Below are 19947 nucleotides of genomic sequence, written 5' to 3'. Positions count from 1 at the left end.
TTAAACCTCCTCAGCTAGCGACAAGTTTTCATTTTCAAGAATGTTGCTTTCCTCATCAAGTCCAAAGGCGACATTCTTTTCAATCCATTTACGGCGTGGTTCTACTTTGTCACCCATCAGTGTCGTGACGCGGCGTTCCACCCGTGCAGCATCATCGATCTTCACCCTGACAAGCGTTCTCGACTCTGGATTCATTGTCGTTTCCCATAGCTGGTCGGCATTCATTTCACCTAAACCTTTATAGCGCTGAATCGTATATCCTTTTCCAACTTTCTTTAGTACGTCATCCATTTCTTCATCAGACCAAGCATATTCAATGACTTCTTTCTTCCCTGAGCCTTTGCTAACTTTATATAAAGGCGGAAGGGCAATGAATACTTTGCCATGCTCAATCAGCGGCTTCATATAGCGGTAGAAGAATGTAAGCAATAGAACCTGAATATGCGCCCCATCTGTATCAGCATCTGTCATAATGACAATTTTATCATAATTGATGTCTTCTACATTAAAATCGACACCAACCCCGCCGCCAATGGCATGGATAATGGTATTGATTTCTTCGTTTTTGAAAATATCCGCAAGCTTTGCTTTCTCTGTATTAATGACCTTCCCTCGAAGCGGCAGCACCGCTTGGAATTTTCGATCACGTCCTTGCTTGGCTGATCCACCCGCTGAGTCGCCCTCTACTAGATACAGTTCATTTCTTGCCGGGTTTCTAGATTGAGCAGGTGTTAATTTTCCGCTTAGTGTCGCTTCAGACTTTTTCCGTTTCTTGCCGCTCCTTGCTTCTTCTCTTGCTTTTCTAGCCGCTTCTCTTGCCTGCTGCGCTTTAATTGCCTTTTTCACAAGCAGCGTTGCCGTTTCGCGGTTTTCTTCAAGGAAATAAGCCAATTTTTCAGAAATCACGGCATCAACAGCTGACCTTGCCTCACTCGTTCCAAGCTTTCCTTTTGTTTGTCCTTCAAATTGAAGAAGTTCTTCAGGAATTCTGACAGAAATAACAGCTGACAGGCCTTCACGAATATCTGTGCCTTCTAAATTTTTGTCTTTTTCTTTTAAAAGGGTCACTTTGCGTGCATATTCATTAAAGGCTCTCGTCATGGCCGTTTTTGCACCAGACTCATGCGTACCGCCATCTTTGGTTCTTACGTTATTGACGAACGACAAAATATTTTCTGAATATCCGTCGTTAAATTGAAAGGCAAAATCGACTTCAATGGACTGATGTTCGCCTTCAAACGAAACGACTTCACTAAGTACATCCTTTTCCTCGTTTAAATAAGCAACGAACGCTTCAATACCTGTCTCATAATAAAAGGTTTCCTGCACATCATGGCGCTCATCAATCAACTCTATTTTTAGCCCTTTTAATAAAAAGGCTGATTCTCTTAAACGCTCTGATAATGTATCAAAATTATAGGTGGTGACACTGAACATCGTTGGATCTGGCTTAAAATGAATCAGTGTACCGGTCTTTTTCGTTTTCCCGATTTTTTCAAGTGATGTGACTGGCTTTCCGCCATGTTCAAAGCGCTGGTGATAAATAAATCCATCGCGTTCTATCGTCACGGTGAGCCACTCTGAAAGTGCGTTCACAACGGACGCCCCAACCCCGTGAAGTCCACCACTTGTTTTATAACCGCCTTGACCAAATTTTCCGCCTGCGTGCAGGACCGTTAAAATGATCTCTGGTGTCGGTTTTCCAAGCTTATGCATACCAGTAGGCATTCCGCGCCCTTTATCTTGGACGGAAATGCTGTTATCTTTATGTATTTTGACAATGATATGATCTCCATGGCCAGCGAGCACTTCATCGACAGAGTTGTCTACAATCTCATAGACAAGGTGATGAAGACCGCGTGAATCCGTCGATCCAATATACATCCCTGGACGTTTACGGACCGCTTCAAGCCCCTCTAGCACCTGAATAGAATCATCGTTATAATCTACTTGCTGCTTTTTAACCAAATGCTTAATCCCCTTTCACTAACAAACATAACCGGCTAATCATCAATGATCTCTCTAGATTTTAATGATGATCATGCTGCTCATTACTGTCCACTTTAATAAGCTGCATCATCACCATGCATGTGTGATTCAGCGATACATGCTCTTTTGCACGGTTATGAGAATATTCTACATTCTGCAATCAGAACTAGAAGTCCATTATAAACAAGACTGTTTCATAAGCCAAATGCAATCATATGATGGTTTTAGCAAAACAGAACAAATGTTCTATATTTATCTTATCGCTCTTTTTCTCGATATGCAAGGTCACCGATATGTCCCTGTCGCCTTATTTTATCGCTTTCTTCTAGAATCGCAAATATATTTCTGCAACAAAAAAGCAAAAATCCTTGGTTTTTCAAGGATTTTTGACGATTTAATGAGTTTTTGTCATCGCATGAGCCACTTTGATACATAAATCCATGATGGCGACCTTGCCATTTTCCTCAATCAGCCTTTTCGCATCTTCATGATATACGCCTTGCTGTGCCCAAAAAACAGGTGCATTTATTTCAAGAAATTCTTTCGCCACCTCAGGCAAAAACTCGGAACGTCTAAAGACATTGACGATATCAACAGGACCTTCTATGTCTTTTAAAGAGTCGACCGCTTTTACCCCAAGTGCTTCATCAATCGTTGGATTGACAGGAATGATGTCATAACCGGCATCCTGCATGGCTTTTGAAACCATATAAGACGTTCGGTGCGGCTGATCTGACAAACCAACAACCGCAATTCGCTTACTGCTTTTTAATATACGACCAATTTCTTGTTTTGAAGGATGATTCATCCAGACACTCCTTTTCTTCTATTTTAGCGAATTTCTTGTTAAAAACAAAGCTGAATTCATCGGCCATCGTTTTTTTCAAAAAAAGATCGCCATGTTTTTCATAAGATCATGTTAAAATGTAAGACAAGAGGGAGAATATAAAGGAGTTATGCAGATGTTAATTGCTTTGATGTTTATTTTGGCTTATCTTCTCGGCAGTATTCCATCAGGTCTCATTGTCGGGAAAGCTGCAAAGGGAATCGATATCCGTGAACATGGCAGCGGGAACCTAGGTGCGACGAATGCATTCCGTACACTGGGTATGAAAGCAGGGTCCATCGTTATCACTGCTGATATTTTAAAAGGGACTCTTGCTTCGGCTTTACCGTTTTTCATGCAACTGGACATTCATCCCTTATTAGCAGGAGTTGCTGCTGTTATCGGTCACAGCTTTCCTGTCTTTGCAAAATTTAAAGGGGGAAAAGCGGTCGCTACATCAGGCGGCGTGCTGTTATTTTATGCCCCGTTCTTATTTATCACGATGATCGCTGCTTTTTTCTTATTTTTATACATTAGTAAATATGTTTCATTATCATCTATGCTGACTGGGATCTACACATTCATTTACAGCATATTCACCCAAGATCTATTTTTAATTATTGTTGTTGCCGTTCTTGCTGGCTTTGTGATCTTCAGACACATCGCCAACCTCAAACGAATTCTCAACAAAACTGAACCGAAAATCAAATGGCTTTAGCCGTTTCATCAATTTAAATATGTGGTAAAAGTAAAGAAAAGCTGTTTTTGCATCCTGCATTTAAAAACAGCATGACTTCAAAAAGGGGCGATCACATTGAAATTAACGATAAAAGATGATGCACTCAATTGGTACAAGAATGAACTGGATTTAGAAAAAGGTGATCATGTTCGCTTTTTTGTCAGATATGGCGGGTGCAGTAATGTACAAAAAGGCTTTTCTCTCGGCGTCGCAAAAGATGAACCTCAAAATGCCGGCGCAACCGCTGAAGTAGAAGGCATTACTTTCTTTGTGGAAGAAAGTGATATTTGGTATTTTGACAACCATGATCTGCATATTGATTATAACGAGTCCGTGAAAGAACCAGAATTTCATTATGAATAAACAAAAAAGATACCTCATCCCTCGGGTATCTTTTTTGTTTATCACTCAATATAAAGTCCATACTCCTGAATGTTTCCTAATGACCGCTCTTTTTGCAAAATCCGTTTTTGCGAATCACCGATGAGATCAAAATGAGGAAAACCTTCGCGAACATGGATCCATTCTTTCTTTAATCCATGCTTTTGTCCCCAAGCGATTAATTGCTCCATATCCTGACAGGCTGCCTTTGTGACTGTATTCGCATGCGGAAAACGGTCATCAAGCCAATAGTGTGTCAAAAAAGCCACATTCCCTTGCCGAACAGCTGATTTCCAAGCATGTAGATCCTTTCTTTTAATTCCAAATGCCATGGATCAAACCTGCTTCTTGGACTGTTCGTAAACGCTGTGCCATGCAGGGAAAGCTTTTCTAAATTGAATCGGTCTAAAGGTTTCTTTGTCCACACAAATATGTGAGGTGGTCCCTGTAATAGCCGTTTGTCCATCAGGTTTTTGTATTTCATAGCCATACACTGTTTTCACGCCGTTATATTCTTCTATCCATGTGTGAACTGTAGCCGTTTCACCGTACAGTAGTGGTTTCTTATATCGAACCTGAAGATCGACAACAGGTGCAAGGACACCGTCTGCCTCTAACTGGGCATAGGAAAAGCCTAATTCTTTAATTAACGCTGTTCTGCCGACTTCCATCCAGATTAAATAGTTGGCATGATACACAATACCCATTTGATCTGTTTCTGCATAACGGACTTCTATTTCTTTTTTAGATACATACACGTTTTCATCGCTCTCCTATCAAAACCTAACGTCTCTGACATTTTACCACATTCCAAATGGTTCTTCTAAAAAGAGGCAATAAAATAAACCAGGAATCCCTGGTTTATTCAGTGTAACCGCTCTTTCTTGCTGCTTCCTCGTCCTTTATTTCAGAACGCATTGCGTCAATACTTGTTCTACGGTTTTCATTTTTTTGCTTGATCATCTGCTTTTCTTCCTCTGTTGAAAGACCCATTGCTGCTTCAGATTCATCAATATTTTCAAGTGTGTTTTCGATCATATCCTGCAGCTTCTCAACATTGTCAGAACGATCATCTGGATTGGATTGATATGACTTGTCATTCATCATGCTTCCCTCCTATTATTCGCCCTTCGTCTGTATCACATCAGGCTGTTCATTCGATTTATTATGCATCTTTTTGCCTTTATTTCGTTTGTATGCTACAGGTTTTGTCCCTAAATGGTCTGGTGTAAACTGCGCTTGTTTATCATGCTCTCTACCCATCATTCATCCCTCCCTCTTCTTTAGGATGAACGAAAAAGGATAAATCATAACTTATTTCTGCCTAAATCGCTCTTCCAACTTTTCTTCAAGCTGGTTTAAAAATTCCTCATTGCTTAATAATTCTTTTTTATTTTCAAGCACAAGTTCTTCAAATGTACGGCGCTTTCTTCTTCTCATGTCTATCACCACCTCCACTCTGTTCATACCATTTTCGCCAAAACATTTAGAAAATAAGCAAAAAAGAGCTGAATCATTATAGATCCAGCTCTTTTTCAATTTCTTTTTTTGTGAGCATTTGATGCTTTACAGACAGGATACGCCCTTTTTCATCTAGTATGTATGTCGTCGGATAGGAAAGTACCTGATATCTCGCTTGAATACCTTTTTGATCTAATAAAACAGGAAAACTGACCTTAAGTTCATCAATAAATGAGGCGACGTGATCCACACTCTTTTCAGTGTTCGTCAAATTCACCGCTAGTACCTCAACTTGGTCATTTTTACTTCTAATTGCATCTAGATCTGGCATTTCTGTTCGGCAAGGCTTACACCATGTCGCCCAAAAATTGAGAAGTACTTTTTTACCTCGATAATCAGATAACGATGCCGTTTTGCCATCAAGGGTTTTGAGCTCAAAATCAGGGGCTATGTCCCCTGTTTCAAGACCGATGGCGGGTTCTTTTGGTCCGAATACATTCCATGCAAGTAAACCAATCAACACAAGTAAAACAGCGCTTGCCATTCCTTTTTTCCACATGATTGATCCTCCACTATGTTAAAAAAGAAGAGAAAGCTGTCTAATCGCCTTCTCTTCTTTGCTTTATTAGTTGCTTGCCAATTTTTCACGCAATACCATTTGAAGGATACCACCATGACGGTAGTAGTCAATTTCGACTTCACTGTCAAAGCGAACAATTACTTCAAATGTTTTCTCGTTGCCATCTGTATCAATTGCTTTTACAGTGACAAGATCACGCGGACGAACTGTTTCATCAACATCTACTTCGAATGTTTCTGTTCCTGTTAGTCCATAAGTTTCTGCACTTTCTCCATCTTTAAACTGTAAAGGAAGTACACCCATGAAGACAAGGTTACTTCTGTGGATACGCTCAAAGCTTTCCGCTAGAACGAATTTAATTCCAAGAAGATTTGTTCCTTTTGCAGCCCAGTCACGAGAAGAACCCATTCCGTAATCTTTACCTGCTAAGATCGCAAGACCAGTTCCATCTTCTTTATAACGCATGCATGCATCATAAATGGATGTCACTTCACCAGTTGGCCAGTACGTTGTATACCCGCCTTCTGTTCCTGGTGCGATTTGGTTCTTAATACGGATGTTTGCAAAAGTACCTCTCATCATAACATGGTGGTTACCACGGCGAGATCCGTATGAGTTAAAGTCTCTAGGCGATACGCCTCTTTCTTGCAAGTATTTACCTGCAGGTGTGTCTTTACCAATCGCTCCAGCAGGAGAAATATGGTCTGTTGTGACAGAATCACCGAACTTCGCCACTACGCGCAATCCTTTAAGTGGTTCAACTTTACCAGGTTCAACTGATAAGTTTTCGAAGAATGGCGGGTTATCAATGTATGTGGAATTTTCATCCCATTTATACAATGCATCGTCCGTCGTTTTAATTTCATTCCAGCGGTCATTGTTGTCAAAAACAGTTTCATACTCTGAACGGAATAGCTCAGGTGTGACAGTGCTTTTCACGACGCTGTTGATTTCATCCATTGATGGCCAAATGTCATTGAAATAAACGTTCTCGCCATTTTTATCGACACCGATCGGATCTTTTGTTAAATCAATATTCACCGTACCAGCAAGTGCATAAGCCACAACTAATGGTGGAGATGCAAGGTAGTTTCCTTTTACAAGCGGATGGATACGACCTTCGAAGTTACGGTTACCTGATAAAACAGAAGTGATCAGCAGATCATTTTCAGAGACAGCATCTTCAATTTCTTTTTCAAGCGGTCCTGAGTTTCCGATACATGTTGTACAGCCATACCCAACAATGTTAAATCCGAGGTCTCTTAAATATGGAAGAAGTCCCGAATTCACAAGGTACCCTGTTACAACTTTAGAACCCGGTGCTAGTGACGTTTTCACGTAGTTTGGCACCTTCATACCGAGCTCACTTGCTTTTTTCGCAACAAGACCTGCTCCGATTAAGACGTATGGGTTCGATGTATTCGTACAGCTCGTAATCGCTGCAATCGCAATCGCACCTGTCTTCATCACAGCCTTTTCACCATTTGCTAGATCAAATTCGATTTGTTTGTCTAGCTCTGATTTTTCTAAGCCAAAACCTTGGTTACCAGCTGGGCTTTCGATGTGTTTATGGAACGTCTCTTTCATTTGAGAAAGTGGAATCAAATCTTGTGGACGTTTAGGACCAGATAAGTTTGATTCAATTTGAGAAAGATCAATTTCCACAACATCAGTAAAGATTGGCTCTTCTGCATCTGGCGTATAGAATAAGCCATTTGCGCGAGAATATTCTTCAACGATATTAATTTGCTCTTCATCACGTCCAGTAAGGCGAAGGTAAGCTAGCGCTTCTTCATCTACTGGGAAGAATCCGCAAGTTGCACCGTATTCTGGCGCCATGTTCGCAATTGTTGCACGATCTGCTAACGGCAATTGTGCAACACCAGGTCCGAAGAACTCGACGAACTTGTTAACTACGCCTTTTTCACGAAGAACTTGTGTCACTTTTAAGGCAAGGTCAGTTGCAGTCGTTCCGTTTGGAAGCTCTCCAACTAATTTAGCACCAATGACTTCTGGTACTGGGAAGTATGAAGGCTGACCGAGCATTCCAGCTTCTGCTTCGATACCGCCAACGCCCCATCCAAGTACACCGATACCGTTAATCATTGTTGTATGTGAGTCAGTACCAACTAATGTATCTGGGTAAGTGATGATCTCGCCATCTTCTTCGATTGCATGAACAACACTTGCAAGATACTCTAAGTTCACTTGGTGAACGATCCCTGTTGCAGGCGGAACAGCTTGATAATTGTTAAACGCTTTCTTTGCCCAGCTAAGGAAGTTATAACGCTCTGCGTTACGTTCGAATTCTAAATCCATGTTAATGTTTAATGCATCTTCAGTTCCAGCTTTATCGACTTGTACAGAGTGGTCAATGACCAGGTCAACTGGAATTTCAGGGTTGATTTTATCTGGGTCTCCGCCCACATCTGCCATTGCTTTTCTTAAAGAAGCAAGGTCAACGACAGCTGGCACACCCGTGAAGTCTTGTAAAATAACACGAGAAGGTTTAAATGGAACATCAATTTCTTTTACCTCGGCAGTTCCCCATTTTGCCAAGTTCTCAACGTGTTCCTTTTTGATCACTCTACCGTCTACTTGGCGAAGCACTGATTCTAACAGTACCTTAATGGAATAAGGCAATTTAGAAACATTTCCGATTCCTTGTTTCTCGAGTGCTTCTAACGAATAATAGTGATACGTTTTCCCATTTGTCGAAAACGTTTTTCTAGATTGAAAAGCGTCTTGTTTAGCGACTTGCTGCTGTTTCGACATGTCCAAAATCCCCCTTTTGATGATCAAGATCAATTTCAATTCTCAGAAAAATCGTCGTATTTCACCACAATTTTCTCACAATTTCATCTTAAAACAAATTCATACATAAGTAAATAACAATGCTTTTATTAAATTCAATAAGTTTAGCTTATCACAAGGAAATGATTACTCCTCATAAACTGAGCAGCACGGGTTCATACTAATGCTGAGGTGATAGAACATGACAAAAAGAAAAGCAAATCATGTCATTGACGACATGAACGCAGCCAAAAGCCAAGGAAATGGTGCAGGCTATATAGAAAATGATCAGCTCGTTTTAACAGAAGAACAAAAGCAAAACAATAAAAAGCGTAAAAAAAACCAATAAGAAAGGAGTGAGAAATGATGACGAACAAAAACACTGGGAAAGACATACGTCAAAACTCTCCTAAAGAGGATCAAGGCGGGCAGCCTGAGCCACTATCAGGCAGTAAAAAAGTGAAAAACCGCAACCATACAAGACAAAAGCACAATTCCCATCATGATATGTAAACATTTTCTCTTAAGCCCGTGACCAAACGGGATGTTTTAGGTCTTTCACACATTTCAGCTTTCATCATATGATTTATTATGAGATGTGATGGAGGAGTGTTTATGGAGAATGAAAAGCAAGTGAATTCCTCTGATTTTCTTGAAATAGATGATTGGCTGAATGTATTAATGGACGATCCTTTTGCATGGTATGACGAACAGCTTCCAATCGATCTTTACGAAACAAGCCGTGATTATATTATTGAGATCGACCTCTCCACCCTATCGATCACTGATTTAAAACTGACCTTTTCCGGATGTGAGCTCATCCTCGCTTATTTGATTGATGAAAGAGAACAGCCGATTGAAAAAAGTGTCATGCTCCCTTTTTATTTGAATGACAAAGACATTGATACAGATTACGAAAACAGAATCATATCAATAAAAATCAAAAAGGAAGCCCATCGTCAAGACGGAGCATTTTCCTTTCAAATGCCGCACTTCAAACATTAAGAGCCCACCTGTATACAGGTGGGCTCTCTTCCGTTCGTTTCAAGTCAATACCTTGTGCGAACCACCATGGCCAAATAGTAGAGTCGCTATACAATAATGTATTCCTTTTCTACTAAATGGTTTGGGTCATTCTAGTAAATGGGCGTCTCTTTATCAAAAAAGGCATTTATAGAGAAAAAAACACATACATTTTTGTTATTTTCTTCTACCTTCTCTTCATGTAAAATAGAATAGAGAGAAGGGATATAGGGAGTGAGAACATGTTAAGCGGCTGGTTTTTGTGGTTCATTTTATTTTGGGGTACAGTGATGATTGGATTACTAGCAATCGGTGGCTTTTTTATGTTTCGCAAGTTTTTAAAACGATTGCCGAAAGAAGACGGGAAATCAGAGCTTGATTGGCAGGATGAATATATTCAAAAGAGCCTGCACCTATGGCGCGATGAAGACAAACAGCTATTAAATGAGCTAGTATTACCGGTTCCAGAGTTGTTTAGAGATGTCGCCAAAGAAAAAATCGCCGGTAAAATTGGCGAACTGGCACTAAAAGAACAAGCGGCCAGCATTAATTTAGACTTAATCATTCGCGGCTATATTATCGCTACACCGAAGCGGGATCATAAATTTCTACTAAAGCGCCTTCAAGAAAAAAAGATCGACCATTCACCATATGAATCTTTATTAAAATAACCTCCTTTTTAAAAAGGAGGTTTAATTTATTTGGGCCTGCTGCAGATCTAATTGTTTAGACATCTTTCTAAACGACAAATACATCGCAACCCGCCATGGGACAATCATGCCAAAGGCTAGAATCCAAAACATCCCGCTGAGCGCACCATAATCAATGGAAGAGCTTAAAATCGTCTTCATTCCGATACGAAGGACAAGAAGGCCAATGAGAATAAACACAAATGCTTTTGAACGTTTCAAATAGATTTCATTGCCTCTAATTTCAAATTTCGATGTTTTAATTAAAAAGATAGAGAAAAACATCCCTACAGTAATCGCCTCTAAAAATTCAGCTCCAGTTACTTGAAACATTGGCACAAAAAACATCAGTGCACCAGTGCTCATAAAGATAGGAGGTAATATAATTTTTTTCGCGGTTGCAGGTTTTGCAGATGATTTAATGCGAATAAACATGACGGCTACCGCCATACATACCGCCACTATAGAAGAAATTATGATCATCATATCAAATCATTCCTTTATTCTTTAAGGTCAGTCTATGTATAATATACTCCAATTGACGAAAAAAAACCATTCGCCGCGACTGTAGAAAACGATTTCAAAAACCCGTAAATCCTCCAAATAATGATGAGAACATAATAATGATCCATGTCAGAAGATCAAAGAACAGCAAGATCCCTACTACGATCATAATAATCCCGCCAGTTTTCATGATGAGCTGCTGACGCTTTCTGATCCAAGCCATTTTTGTGATGAAAAAGGAAAGAACAAAAAACGGGATAGCAAAACCTAATACATACGCAATCATATAGGTCACAGCGGACTCTGGCTTGTTGCTGGCAAGTGTGATGACGGCTGATAAAATCGGGCCGGTACATGGTGTCCAACCAGCAGCAAAACCCATTCCGATGAGAATCGATCCAAAAAAACCGGCTGGACGATTTTTAAACTGCAACCTCTTTTCTCCCATTAAAAAAGAAGGCTGAAATACACCAAGAATCATAAAGCCAAAGAAAATAATGAGAATGGCACCAATTTGACGAATCGCATCTTGATATTCAATGAAAAACTTCCCAACAAACGATGTCCCAAATCCAATGGCAATAAAAATGAGAGAGAACCCAATTAAAAAGAATAATGTATGAAGAAGACTTCTTCTTCTCAGCATCACCTTTTCAGATTTCACTTCATCTATACTAACGCCCGTAATATAGGATAAAAAGGCTGGATAAAGTGGCAGACAGCACGGTGAGATAAAAGATAGAACCCCTGCTCCAAACGCTAAAAAGTAATTCAAATCTGACAAAAGAACACCCCCTTCTTACAATATACAATAAGAGATGACAAATTCATTTCATTTTTTTTACATCATCTCAATAAAGATGGTCTAATCTCTTAAAACCTTATATAATTTAATTTGACATCAAGATACCAAACCCTTTAAATTTGAAAATAAACCTTAAAATGGATATAATAGAATCGATTCTTTTTATCAAGATTTGCATGAAAGGAACATGACTTTGGTAAAAACATCATTATTAACTCAAATTGAAGAAAAAAGAGAAGAGCTGATGAAAGTTGTCTTGCATAATGGGATGACATCAACAGTGACCATCGAACATAGCCAGCAGCTAGATCATCTCCTCTTACAATATCAACGACACTTACACTCAAACTCAGCCAACTAATGATATCTCAAGATAGAAACAAATGCCGCACGATTTTAGAAAAGTTGATATGTGTGACAATAAAAGAAACGAAAACCTCTGCTCACAGGGGTTTTTTGTTTTGTCTTTAACGGACGGTTCACGGCAAAATAAAAACCACTTTCCCTGCTTTATTCATGCAAGTACAGTGGTTTTATGCGTCTGATGAAGGTGACTTCAATAAAGAAAGGACATCGCTTGTCCAATCTTTAGGGACCATGTTCCATCTATGATCATAATAACGTACGTATTATTTCGCTTGGTTGTTCATGGCTTTCATCATTTGATTGATTTTCTTTTGGGACGGTTTCATGCCCATTTGCATCATCATCATTCGAAGCATTTGTTCATTAATTGGTGGATTCTTTTTCAAGTAGCTCATCATATACTTACGAGCAATAAAGAATCCGAGTGCAACTCCTGCAAGCAGTGCAACAACGCCTACAAGGATGACAACCCATAAATCCATAATTCTTCCTCCTTCATGTTGTCTCGTATAAAGTGTACTAAACAAAAGGCTATTATACAACATTTCACGTTCAATTTTATTTTTTTAAACAAAATTCCTCACTTTTACCGGATTGAGCCACCCATGCTTCTTTGATCCAAAGTCCATAGCCAGGAAACAAGGACTAATTTTTCTGAGTACTTCAAAAAACACCGCTTCTGCCTCATAACTGCCTGTGGCAGACATTTGAATGTATCGGTCTTTTATAATGAATGCGGCTGTGCCTTTTCCATCTGGTAGCGATGCACTGTATATTGAGCCTATTTGTGTATAGTGAATGTTGGTTAAATTGTTCATTAAACGCTGGTGCATATGAAAAGCAGGGATTCGTTTCGTTACATAATCCACTTGCTTAACAAGCATGACTAATTCGTCATCACTGCGGTTCGTCCAGTGTAACGCTTCAAACAAATGAAACAAGATAGATTCTCTACCAAAATAATGATGAGCAAACTCATCCTCAATCCAATAAATATAATAATGGCGTTCCATGTCTATCCCTTCCTTTCACATTTCGTCAATCTCGCTTATTGCTTGTATTATACAAAAATGTGAAAGAAAGAATTGTCTATATATGAAGCAAGAAGAAACTAGTTTTGTCAAAAAAACAAGAAAAAAGAAAAAAGTTTGCAGAGCATAGTGAAAAGCTCTGCAAACCGACTGCAAAAAAGCATGATGCTTGGAGACTGATTATTTATTCAGCTTTGCTTTTACGCGGCTCACCACGTTGCTGACAGTGAAACCGTATTTTTCAATAATGGTTTCGCCCGGTGCAGAAGCGCCAAATTTATCAATCGCAATCACATCGCCATCAAGGCCAGTGTAACGTTCCCAGCCAAGTGAAGCACCCATTTCGATTGCAACACGTGCTCTCACTGCTTTAGGAAGAACGGACTCTTTGTATTCGTCTGACTGCTCATCAAAGCGATCCCATGCAGGTAAGCTCACGACAGAAACGCGAATGCCTTCTTTTTCAAGTGCCTTTTGCGCTTCAATGGCTAAACCTACTTCAGATCCTGAGGCAAGTAGAAGAGCTTCTGGCTGTGCATCAGCTGCTTCAACGACGACATATCCACCTTTTTCTACGCCTTCATACGCCTTCTCTGGTGCTTGATCAATCGTTGGAAGGTTTTGACGAGTAAGAACAAGCGCTGTCGGTTTATTCGTTGAAGATACAGCAATTTTCCATGCTGCAGCTGTTTCGTTTCCATCAGCTGGACGAATAACAGAAAGATTAGGCATCGCACGTAATGAAGCGAGCTGTTCAACTGGCTCATGCGTTGGTCCATCTTCCCCAACCGCAATGCTGTCATGCGTAAATACATAAGTGACAGGAAGTCCCATCAATGCAGCAAGACGAATGGCAGGTCTTAAGTAGTCTGAGAAAACAAAGAATGTTCCGCCGAATACACGAAGTCCGCCGTGAAGTGCCATACCGTTTAATGCTGCACCCATTGCGAATTCTCTCACACCAAACCAAATGTTTCTGCCAGCATAATTCTCTCTGCCAAAGTCAGTTGTATCTTTAATGGTTGTTTTATTTGATCCAGCAAGGTCAGCAGACCCGCCAATAAAGAATGGTACTTGCTTTGCAATGCCATTTAATACTTCTCCAGAAGAGGCACGAGAGGCAAGGCTTGAACCTGCTTCATAAACAGGAACCTCTTGATCCCAATTCTCAGGAAGTTTCCCTTCAATCGCGAGCTTCAGCTGAGCTGCCAGTTCTGGATATTCTTTTTCATATTGCTCAAACAGTTCATTCCACGCTGATTCTTTTTTCTGTCCAGCATCTTTAACAGCTGTTTTGAAATGATCGTACACTTCAGAAGGTACATGGAAATCTTCTTCAAACGTCCAAGAATAAGCTTCCTTCGTTAGCTTCGCTTCCTCACTTCCAAGCGGTGCACCGTGCACCCCAGACGTTCCCGCACGGTTTGGAGATCCGAAACCGATTGTCGTTTTCACTTCAATAAGTGTAGGTTTGTCTGTACTTTGTTTGGCTTTTTCAATGGCAGCCGTCACTTCGTCAATGTTATTGCCGTCTTTTACATAAAGAACTTCCCAATTCATCGCTTCAAAACGATTCTTCACATTTTCAGAGAAAGAACGATCGAGGTCGCCATCTAAAGAAATGTCGTTTGAATCATAAAGAACAATTAAACGGCCTAAGCCTAAATGACCAGCAAGTGAAGCAGCTTCAGAGGAAATGCCCTCCATTAAGTCTCCATCTCCGCAAATGCTGTATGTATAGTGATCCACAACATTAAAGTTATCTTTGTTATACGTTTCTGCAAGATGTCTTTCTGCAAGTGCCATTCCTACAGCCATCGCAATCCCTTGTCCTAAAGGACCTGTTGTCGCATCTACGCCCTCTGTATGTCCAAACTCAGGATGTCCAGGTGTTTTGCTTCCCCATTGGCGGAATTGTTTTAAATCTTCGATGCTCAGATTGTATCCGCTTAAATGAAGCATGCTATATAAAAGCATAGAGCCATGTCCCGCAGATAACACAAAACGGTCTCTGTTAAACCAATTTGGATTTTGCGGACTTACGTTTAAGTGATTCGTCCATAAAGCGTACGCCATTGGTGCAGCGCCCATCGGCATTCCAGGGTGACCGGAATTCGCTTTTTCAATTGCGTCTATGGAGAGAGTACGTATTGTTGCAATAGATTTCAATTCAATCGTTTCCATATAAATCCCCTTCCGTATCTTGTGTACACCATTATCATAAATCTACTGTCCTTTTTTCACAACTATTTCACGCCGAAAAAGAAGGATTTTGTCACATTTAGTTTATCGATCACCTAAAAACTTATACAAATATGAAAAAAGATGAGAATATTCCTCCCATCTTTTCAAAAATCAAGAAATGATGACCTTTAATGAAGATTCTGGTCTCTTTCTCTTTTTAATTTTTCTGGTGTGACATCGTTTCCTTCTGGATCGACGATTTTCACGGTTTTGAGTGTATTTTTCATAGAAGAACGAAAAGCCTTTAAATATTCCTCTCTTAATTGCTTCTGTTCTGTTTTCTCAGCGTCCGACAAACCGGCCTCTTTCGACTTTTTTGAAAGCTCATTGATTCTTGCAAGCTGTTCTTTAGAAATCATGACAAACTCCTTTAAAACATTTTCTCTACATACTACTAAATATCAGTCATTTTTACAACAAATCACGCTTTAAGTCGCAAGCCCTTTTTCATATTCTTGGTACCTTCTATGGACGGTTGCTTTTGAAATGTCAAAACCAAGTGCCTGCAATGTCACTGCAATTTCAGCGAATGTCATGTTGTTTTTTCTTAATCGAACAATTTCAGAAATCGGTACTTCAATACGTTCGCGGCCAGGCGCCTGCTCTTGGTGTTTTAAATTTAGTTCGGGTTGATACCCTCGCTCAACAGCTTTTTTCATCCCACGCTTAATTTTCAAATTATGAATTTTCCGCTGATACTCTTCTACAACGCCTACAATTTCAATGACCATTTCGTCTGCTTCTGAAAGCTCAAGCTCTCCTCTATGAAATACGCTGTACACCTTGACTTTCTCTTTAAACAGACAGTGAAGAAGAGCGATTTTCGCCTGCCCTCTTCCAAGGCGTGTCTCATCTTGAATGAGAACAGCATCGATTTCTTCCTCTTTCAGCGTAGCCAGCATGTCAAAAACACCGTCACGATCAAGATCGTATCCACTCGCTTTTTCTTTAATCACTTTGACTACATTCATCTTGTGCGCTGCAGCTAAAGCAAGCAGTTCTTCTTCTTGTCTTGTAAGCGAGGTTTCTTGCTCTTCTTTGGCAGTACTTACTCTCGCATAAATGATTGCATTCATGTCTTCAATCGACCTTTCTACTGTACTGTTGCAAGTTGATATACGACTGGATGCTCTTTTTTAACTGGAATGACAAGGATATCTCCAGGCTGGATGTCAGTTGAAGCGAGATCATTGTGTTCAGTTACCCAGTCAATAAAAGCATTTTTATCGATTGATTTACTGTCGTTTACTTGATCAGCTAATCCCCAAAGAGTATCACCTGATTGAACCTCTATTTTAACATATTGATTTGGATCATTATGGCTAGTGACTGCAATAAGTGAGAGAAATATGCCAACGATGAATGAGAATAGCCCAATAAAAATAATAGATTCCTTTAACCTCATAATGTCATCTCTCCTAATAGAATGTGTGTTCGTTCTTTCTGACACTCATTATAAATACGAACAAACGTTTCTGTCAAACGTTTTTTTCGAACCTATGTTTGTACTGTTAGGAAAAACATGCTATAATTTCTTTAAAATTGACGTTTTGAGGTGCAAAAGATGACGAAGCTATCAAAAAGACAACTCGATATCCTGAAATTCATAAAAGAAGAAGTAAAAAGCAAGGGTTATCCCCCATCCGTTCGTGAAATTGGCGAAGCTGTCGGTCTAGCATCAAGTTCAACTGTCCATGGACATTTAGCTAGACTAGAAACGAAAGGTTTAATTAGAAGAGACCCAACGAAACCTAGAGCGATCGAAGTACTAGATGAAGAGGAAATGAATATTCCAAAGAGCGCTGTAATGAATGTTCCAGTCATCGGAAAAGTCACAGCAGGCTTGCCTATCACGGCTGTTGAGAATGTAGAAGAATATTTCCCACTTCCAGAAACTTTTGCAGCGCCAGATGAACAAGTATTTATGCTTGAAATTATGGGAGAAAGTATGATCGATGCAGGTATTTTGGACAAAGACTACGTCATTGTGCGTCAACAAAGCACTGCCAACAATGGAGATATTGTGGTGGCTATGACAGAAGAAGATGAAGCAACAGTGAAACGTTTTTATAAGGAAGATACACACTTTAGATTACAGCCCGAGAATCCATCAATGGAACCGATTATTTTACAGAATGTGAGTATACTAGGTAAAGTGATTGGCGTATTTAGAAATATTCATTAAAAAAAGCCGGTATTTCATCAACGTTTGATGAGAGCCGGCTTTTTCTTTTATGAACAAGAATATGCAAGAATACTAGAGCTTGGGAACGAGCCAAATGTAAAGTTCGGCCATATGAAACCCGTTGTACGGCCAAAAGGCTGCGAGGAAAGAACATACATGAGAAATACTTGACCGTTTCTAAGGAACACAATGGTCCACCTTCTATTACATCCAGCTGCAAATTGAACCGTTTGCTGGCTTCCGCCTACACTCTGCCCTGCAATGAGCGGCTGTATACTTTGAGGCTGAGAGACTGCTTGTTGATATTGCGAGATGATATGCTGCGGCGGGGCTGGCGGGACCGATTGTCCTCCTGCACCTTGCCCTTGCCCAGTCCCTCCGAATGGCAATCCGGGAAATCCTCCAACTTGAGAAATAGGAAACGCCGGCATGCTTTGTACCTGCCGATCGTACAAGTGCCCATTCCACGTACCTTCATATGGATTATACATACTAAACACCACTTTCTTAGACATTCATCACGACAGTATATGTCATACATAAAAAAAGAGTGTTGAGGAGACAAATAGAAATCTTTCCAAAAGACGTTTTATTCTTCTTTAGAACGGTTAAATACTAATGAGGAAGAAAAAAATAAAAAAATGAAAACTTTTTGTCTCCCTCAAACGTTATATAGATAGAAAGAAAAGAAATAAAAAACATTTAGATTTAATACTTGTAATATCTCTGTAACTATTGTAACATTTGTAACATAAGAAGTTTTCATTGAGAAAAGGAGGCAATTGCCTTGAAAAAATTATTTGTTTTATTAACCGCTATTATGCTTATGATCTCATTACAAACAACAACACTGGCCGCTTCCAAAAAATCAGCCGCTTTGACAAATAAAGAAGCGTTACATATTGCCCTTGATGCAAGAGAACACTTTTGGAGTGCGATGTCAGGCTACAACATTAAAGAGCATTCAGATTACAAATTAAAATCATTTACTTATAAAGATATGACTTACAACTACCTGTCTAAAACATTTGATACAAAGAAAAAACTAAACAGCTATCTATCTCAAGTTTTCACAAAAGATGCCATTACTCACGGTTTAAAAGACTATCAGTTCATCGTTCATAAAGGAAAAATGGCTGTGCCAGTTGGTGACGGAGATAATATGCTTAATTGGGATAAGGCAACACCTAAACTCGTCTCTAAGAAAAGTACAATCCGCACATACGAATTCACAGTACCAACACTTGATGGACGTAAAGTAAAACGTACTGTCACTTTCGAGAAAGTACAAAACGATTGGAAAGTAACAAAAATTGATGCTGTAATTTAAATAAAAACCAGGCCTAGCAAACGGCCTGGTTTTTATATGGATGAAAATTCAGTCATACGATCTAAAGCGTGAGCAAGTGATGAAGCCGTTTGAAATTCATTAAAAGGAAGTCCAAGCTGTACAGCCGTTTGAGCAATTTCTGGTCTAATACCTGAAATGGTCGTATCAACCCCGATTAACCGAAGTGACGTGACAAGATCAAAGATTTGATGTGCTACCATCGTATCAATGATGACGACACCCGATAAATCAATACATAAATGTTGAACACCTTTTTGCGAACACTGTTTTAATGTATTTTCTAAGATAATCTTTGCTCGCGCAGTGTCAATATCTCCAACTAAAGGCAATAAGGCAACATGACTTTTTAACACAATGACTGGGGAACTCAACTCATAAATCATGTCTCTTTGTGCAACGAGTTTTTTGGTGGTATTTTTCACATATTGCTGAATAAAGACATGAATTGAAATGTTAAATGCCTCAGATATCAAATCATACCAATAAAATATTCGGTCAATGTCAATATCACCTTGATGCTGTTTTATAAACTCTTTTAAGTAATGAAGAACTACTCTTTGATTGGACATATATTCTCTCACGACGTAATCTAATGGCGTGTTCAAGTGCTTCGGATCACTTGCTAAGTCTTCAGACCATTTTTTAAATTTCGTATGTAAATACGTCTTGTCTTCAATAAGTGCGCGTATAAAATGCTGATAATAATCTTGATTTTGCCGTTTTAGCTCTGCTATGATGCTGGAATCTGTTGAACGATAAATGGATTCTGGATCATCATCCTCAATTGATTCATACCATGTTTCAGTCAGTTTCTCTGCATGTTGCATGAAAAAATCGTATAATGCACGGTTCTTTTCCATAAGCATATGTCCCTTCACATTTTCTACTTGTCAGTCTTTGTACCTGATGGATTGATTGTACCACTGAATCTTTTGTACCTGCTAGCTCGAATACGCTCCTGTTGAACAAAAAGAGCCCCT

The 19947-nt window shown here is 39.6% G+C and carries 28 protein-coding genes; 9 read left to right on the top strand and 19 right to left on the bottom strand.

The window, feature by feature from the left end; translation table 11 throughout:
* Complete coding sequence (parE, locus tag NST09_RS09000; protein WP_007499323.1) at positions 1-1968, bottom strand: DNA topoisomerase IV subunit B; 1968 nt, start codon at positions 1966-1968, stop codon at positions 1-3.
* Positions 1969-2383: 415 nt separating this feature from the next.
* Positions 2384-2797, bottom strand: coding sequence for a CoA-binding protein (locus tag NST09_RS08995; RefSeq protein ID WP_058213731.1), 414 nt, complete (start codon positions 2795-2797; stop codon positions 2384-2386).
* Positions 2798-2951: 154 nt separating this feature from the next.
* Here NST09_RS08995 and plsY point away from each other — a divergent pair, with 154 nt between their 5' ends.
* Positions 2952-3533, top strand: coding sequence for a glycerol-3-phosphate 1-O-acyltransferase PlsY (gene plsY / locus NST09_RS08990; protein ID WP_072367212.1), 582 nt, complete (start codon positions 2952-2954; stop codon positions 3531-3533).
* Positions 3534-3629: 96 nt separating this feature from the next.
* On the top strand, positions 3630-3917 hold the full coding sequence (locus NST09_RS08985; protein WP_008343795.1) for a HesB/YadR/YfhF family protein: 288 nt from the start codon (positions 3630-3632) through the stop codon (positions 3915-3917).
* 41 nt (positions 3918-3958) lie between these two features.
* Here the strand turns inward: NST09_RS08985 and NST09_RS08980 are convergent, their stop codons facing one another.
* The 7 genes from NST09_RS08980 to acnA form a co-directional block, all read right to left on the bottom strand.
* Positions 3959-4267: a hypothetical protein gene (locus tag NST09_RS08980; protein WP_008343798.1), complete on the bottom strand. Its 309-nt coding sequence runs from the start codon at positions 4265-4267 to the stop codon at positions 3959-3961.
* A 3-nt stretch (positions 4268-4270) separates the two neighbouring features.
* Positions 4271-4693, bottom strand: coding sequence for a thioesterase family protein (locus NST09_RS08975; RefSeq protein WP_025207401.1), 423 nt, complete (start codon positions 4691-4693; stop codon positions 4271-4273).
* A 103-nt stretch (positions 4694-4796) separates the two neighbouring features.
* Positions 4797-5039, bottom strand: coding sequence for a small acid-soluble spore protein Tlp (gene tlp / locus NST09_RS08970; protein ID WP_017359579.1), 243 nt, complete (start codon positions 5037-5039; stop codon positions 4797-4799).
* Positions 5040-5054: 15 nt separating this feature from the next.
* The gene (locus NST09_RS08965) at positions 5055-5198 is read right to left on the bottom strand and encodes an acid-soluble spore protein N (protein ID WP_008357830.1); all 144 of its coding nucleotides are present in this window, start codon (positions 5196-5198) and stop codon (positions 5055-5057) included.
* Positions 5199-5249: 51 nt separating this feature from the next.
* Positions 5250-5375: an FbpB family small basic protein gene (locus tag NST09_RS08960; RefSeq protein WP_003211002.1), complete on the bottom strand. Its 126-nt coding sequence runs from the start codon at positions 5373-5375 to the stop codon at positions 5250-5252.
* A gap of 76 nt (positions 5376-5451) precedes the next feature.
* A complete protein-coding gene (locus NST09_RS08955; RefSeq protein ID WP_342493524.1) occupies positions 5452-5955 on the bottom strand; it encodes a redoxin domain-containing protein in 504 nt (167 codons plus the stop codon).
* A 66-nt stretch (positions 5956-6021) separates the two neighbouring features.
* Positions 6022-8751: an aconitate hydratase AcnA gene (acnA, locus tag NST09_RS08950; protein ID WP_008343808.1), complete on the bottom strand. Its 2730-nt coding sequence runs from the start codon at positions 8749-8751 to the stop codon at positions 6022-6024.
* 220 nt (positions 8752-8971) lie between these two features.
* On the opposite strand from acnA, the gene sspO reads away from it, so the two are divergent.
* The 4 genes from sspO to NST09_RS08930 all read left to right on the top strand — a co-directional run bounded on the left by sspO (position 8972) and on the right by NST09_RS08930 (position 10463).
* Positions 8972-9118, top strand: a complete 147-nt coding sequence (gene sspO, locus NST09_RS08945; RefSeq protein WP_035700940.1) for a small acid-soluble spore protein O — start codon at positions 8972-8974, stop codon at positions 9116-9118.
* A 17-nt stretch (positions 9119-9135) separates the two neighbouring features.
* Positions 9136-9282, top strand: a complete 147-nt coding sequence (locus NST09_RS08940; RefSeq protein WP_342493523.1) for a small acid-soluble spore protein P — start codon at positions 9136-9138, stop codon at positions 9280-9282.
* 102 nt (positions 9283-9384) lie between these two features.
* Positions 9385-9774 (top strand): Hsp20/alpha crystallin family protein, encoded by a 390-nt coding sequence (locus NST09_RS08935; protein WP_342493522.1) that lies wholly within the window; start codon positions 9385-9387, stop codon positions 9772-9774.
* A 260-nt stretch (positions 9775-10034) separates the two neighbouring features.
* Positions 10035-10463: a DUF2621 domain-containing protein gene (locus tag NST09_RS08930; protein ID WP_007499335.1), complete on the top strand. Its 429-nt coding sequence runs from the start codon at positions 10035-10037 to the stop codon at positions 10461-10463.
* 21 nt (positions 10464-10484) lie between these two features.
* On the opposite strand, the gene NST09_RS08925 is transcribed toward NST09_RS08930, so the two are convergent.
* Both NST09_RS08925 and NST09_RS08920 read right to left on the bottom strand, forming a co-directional pair.
* The gene (locus NST09_RS08925; RefSeq protein WP_007499337.1) at positions 10485-10967 is read right to left on the bottom strand and encodes a CcdC protein domain-containing protein; all 483 of its coding nucleotides are present in this window, start codon (positions 10965-10967) and stop codon (positions 10485-10487) included.
* A 94-nt stretch (positions 10968-11061) separates the two neighbouring features.
* Positions 11062-11769 carry a cytochrome c biogenesis protein CcdA gene (locus NST09_RS08920; protein ID WP_342493521.1) on the bottom strand — a complete coding sequence of 236 codons (708 nt, stop codon included), beginning with the start codon at positions 11767-11769 and terminating at the stop codon, positions 11062-11064.
* A gap of 214 nt (positions 11770-11983) precedes the next feature.
* On the opposite strand from NST09_RS08920, the gene NST09_RS08915 reads away from it, so the two are divergent.
* On the top strand, positions 11984-12151 hold the full coding sequence (locus NST09_RS08915; protein WP_008343814.1) for an aspartyl-phosphate phosphatase Spo0E family protein: 168 nt from the start codon (positions 11984-11986) through the stop codon (positions 12149-12151).
* A 268-nt stretch (positions 12152-12419) separates the two neighbouring features.
* On the opposite strand, the gene NST09_RS08910 is transcribed toward NST09_RS08915, so the two are convergent.
* The 6 genes from NST09_RS08910 to yneA form a co-directional block, all read right to left on the bottom strand.
* Positions 12420-12638 carry a YneF family protein gene (locus NST09_RS08910; RefSeq protein ID WP_003212379.1) on the bottom strand — a complete coding sequence of 73 codons (219 nt, stop codon included), beginning with the start codon at positions 12636-12638 and terminating at the stop codon, positions 12420-12422.
* An 84-nt stretch (positions 12639-12722) separates the two neighbouring features.
* Positions 12723-13169, bottom strand: coding sequence for a sporulation inhibitor of replication protein SirA (sirA, locus tag NST09_RS08905; protein WP_213406637.1), 447 nt, complete (start codon positions 13167-13169; stop codon positions 12723-12725).
* Between the two features lie 198 nt (positions 13170-13367).
* Entirely contained in the window at positions 13368-15371 is a 2004-nt protein-coding gene (gene tkt / locus NST09_RS08900; protein ID WP_135227047.1) for a transketolase, read from the bottom strand.
* A gap of 188 nt (positions 15372-15559) precedes the next feature.
* Entirely contained in the window at positions 15560-15790 is a 231-nt protein-coding gene (locus tag NST09_RS08895; protein ID WP_008343816.1) for a DUF896 domain-containing protein, read from the bottom strand.
* Positions 15791-15859: 69 nt separating this feature from the next.
* Positions 15860-16507, bottom strand: a complete 648-nt coding sequence (locus NST09_RS08890; protein ID WP_144740949.1) for a recombinase family protein — start codon at positions 16505-16507, stop codon at positions 15860-15862.
* A 17-nt stretch (positions 16508-16524) separates the two neighbouring features.
* On the bottom strand, positions 16525-16836 hold the full coding sequence (gene yneA, locus NST09_RS08885) for a cell division suppressor protein YneA (RefSeq protein ID WP_007499348.1): 312 nt from the start codon (positions 16834-16836) through the stop codon (positions 16525-16527).
* A 159-nt stretch (positions 16837-16995) separates the two neighbouring features.
* Between yneA and lexA the strand changes: the two genes are divergently transcribed.
* The gene (lexA, locus tag NST09_RS08880; RefSeq protein ID WP_007499350.1) at positions 16996-17616 is read left to right on the top strand and encodes a transcriptional repressor LexA; all 621 of its coding nucleotides are present in this window, start codon (positions 16996-16998) and stop codon (positions 17614-17616) included.
* Between the two features lie 47 nt (positions 17617-17663).
* Here the strand turns inward: lexA and NST09_RS08875 are convergent, their stop codons facing one another.
* On the bottom strand, positions 17664-18107 hold the full coding sequence (locus NST09_RS08875) for a hypothetical protein (RefSeq protein WP_079920359.1): 444 nt from the start codon (positions 18105-18107) through the stop codon (positions 17664-17666).
* A gap of 296 nt (positions 18108-18403) precedes the next feature.
* Between NST09_RS08875 and NST09_RS08870 the strand changes: the two genes are divergently transcribed.
* Positions 18404-18946, top strand: a complete 543-nt coding sequence (locus NST09_RS08870; RefSeq protein WP_007499353.1) for an IseA DL-endopeptidase inhibitor family protein — start codon at positions 18404-18406, stop codon at positions 18944-18946.
* Positions 18947-18978: 32 nt separating this feature from the next.
* Here NST09_RS08870 and NST09_RS08865 read toward each other — a convergent pair whose 3' ends face one another.
* Positions 18979-19827, bottom strand: coding sequence for an STAS domain-containing protein (locus tag NST09_RS08865; RefSeq protein ID WP_017359585.1), 849 nt, complete (start codon positions 19825-19827; stop codon positions 18979-18981).
* Positions 19828-19947: the final 120 nt, after the last annotated feature.

The sequence above is a fragment of the Bacillus sp. FSL W7-1346 genome, assembly GCF_038593335.1.
Lineage (GTDB): Bacteria > Bacillota > Bacilli > Bacillales > Bacillaceae > Bacillus > Bacillus altitudinis.
Note: the sequence above shows the minus strand (reverse complement) of the source record. Positions and strands in the feature narration are given on the sequence as shown.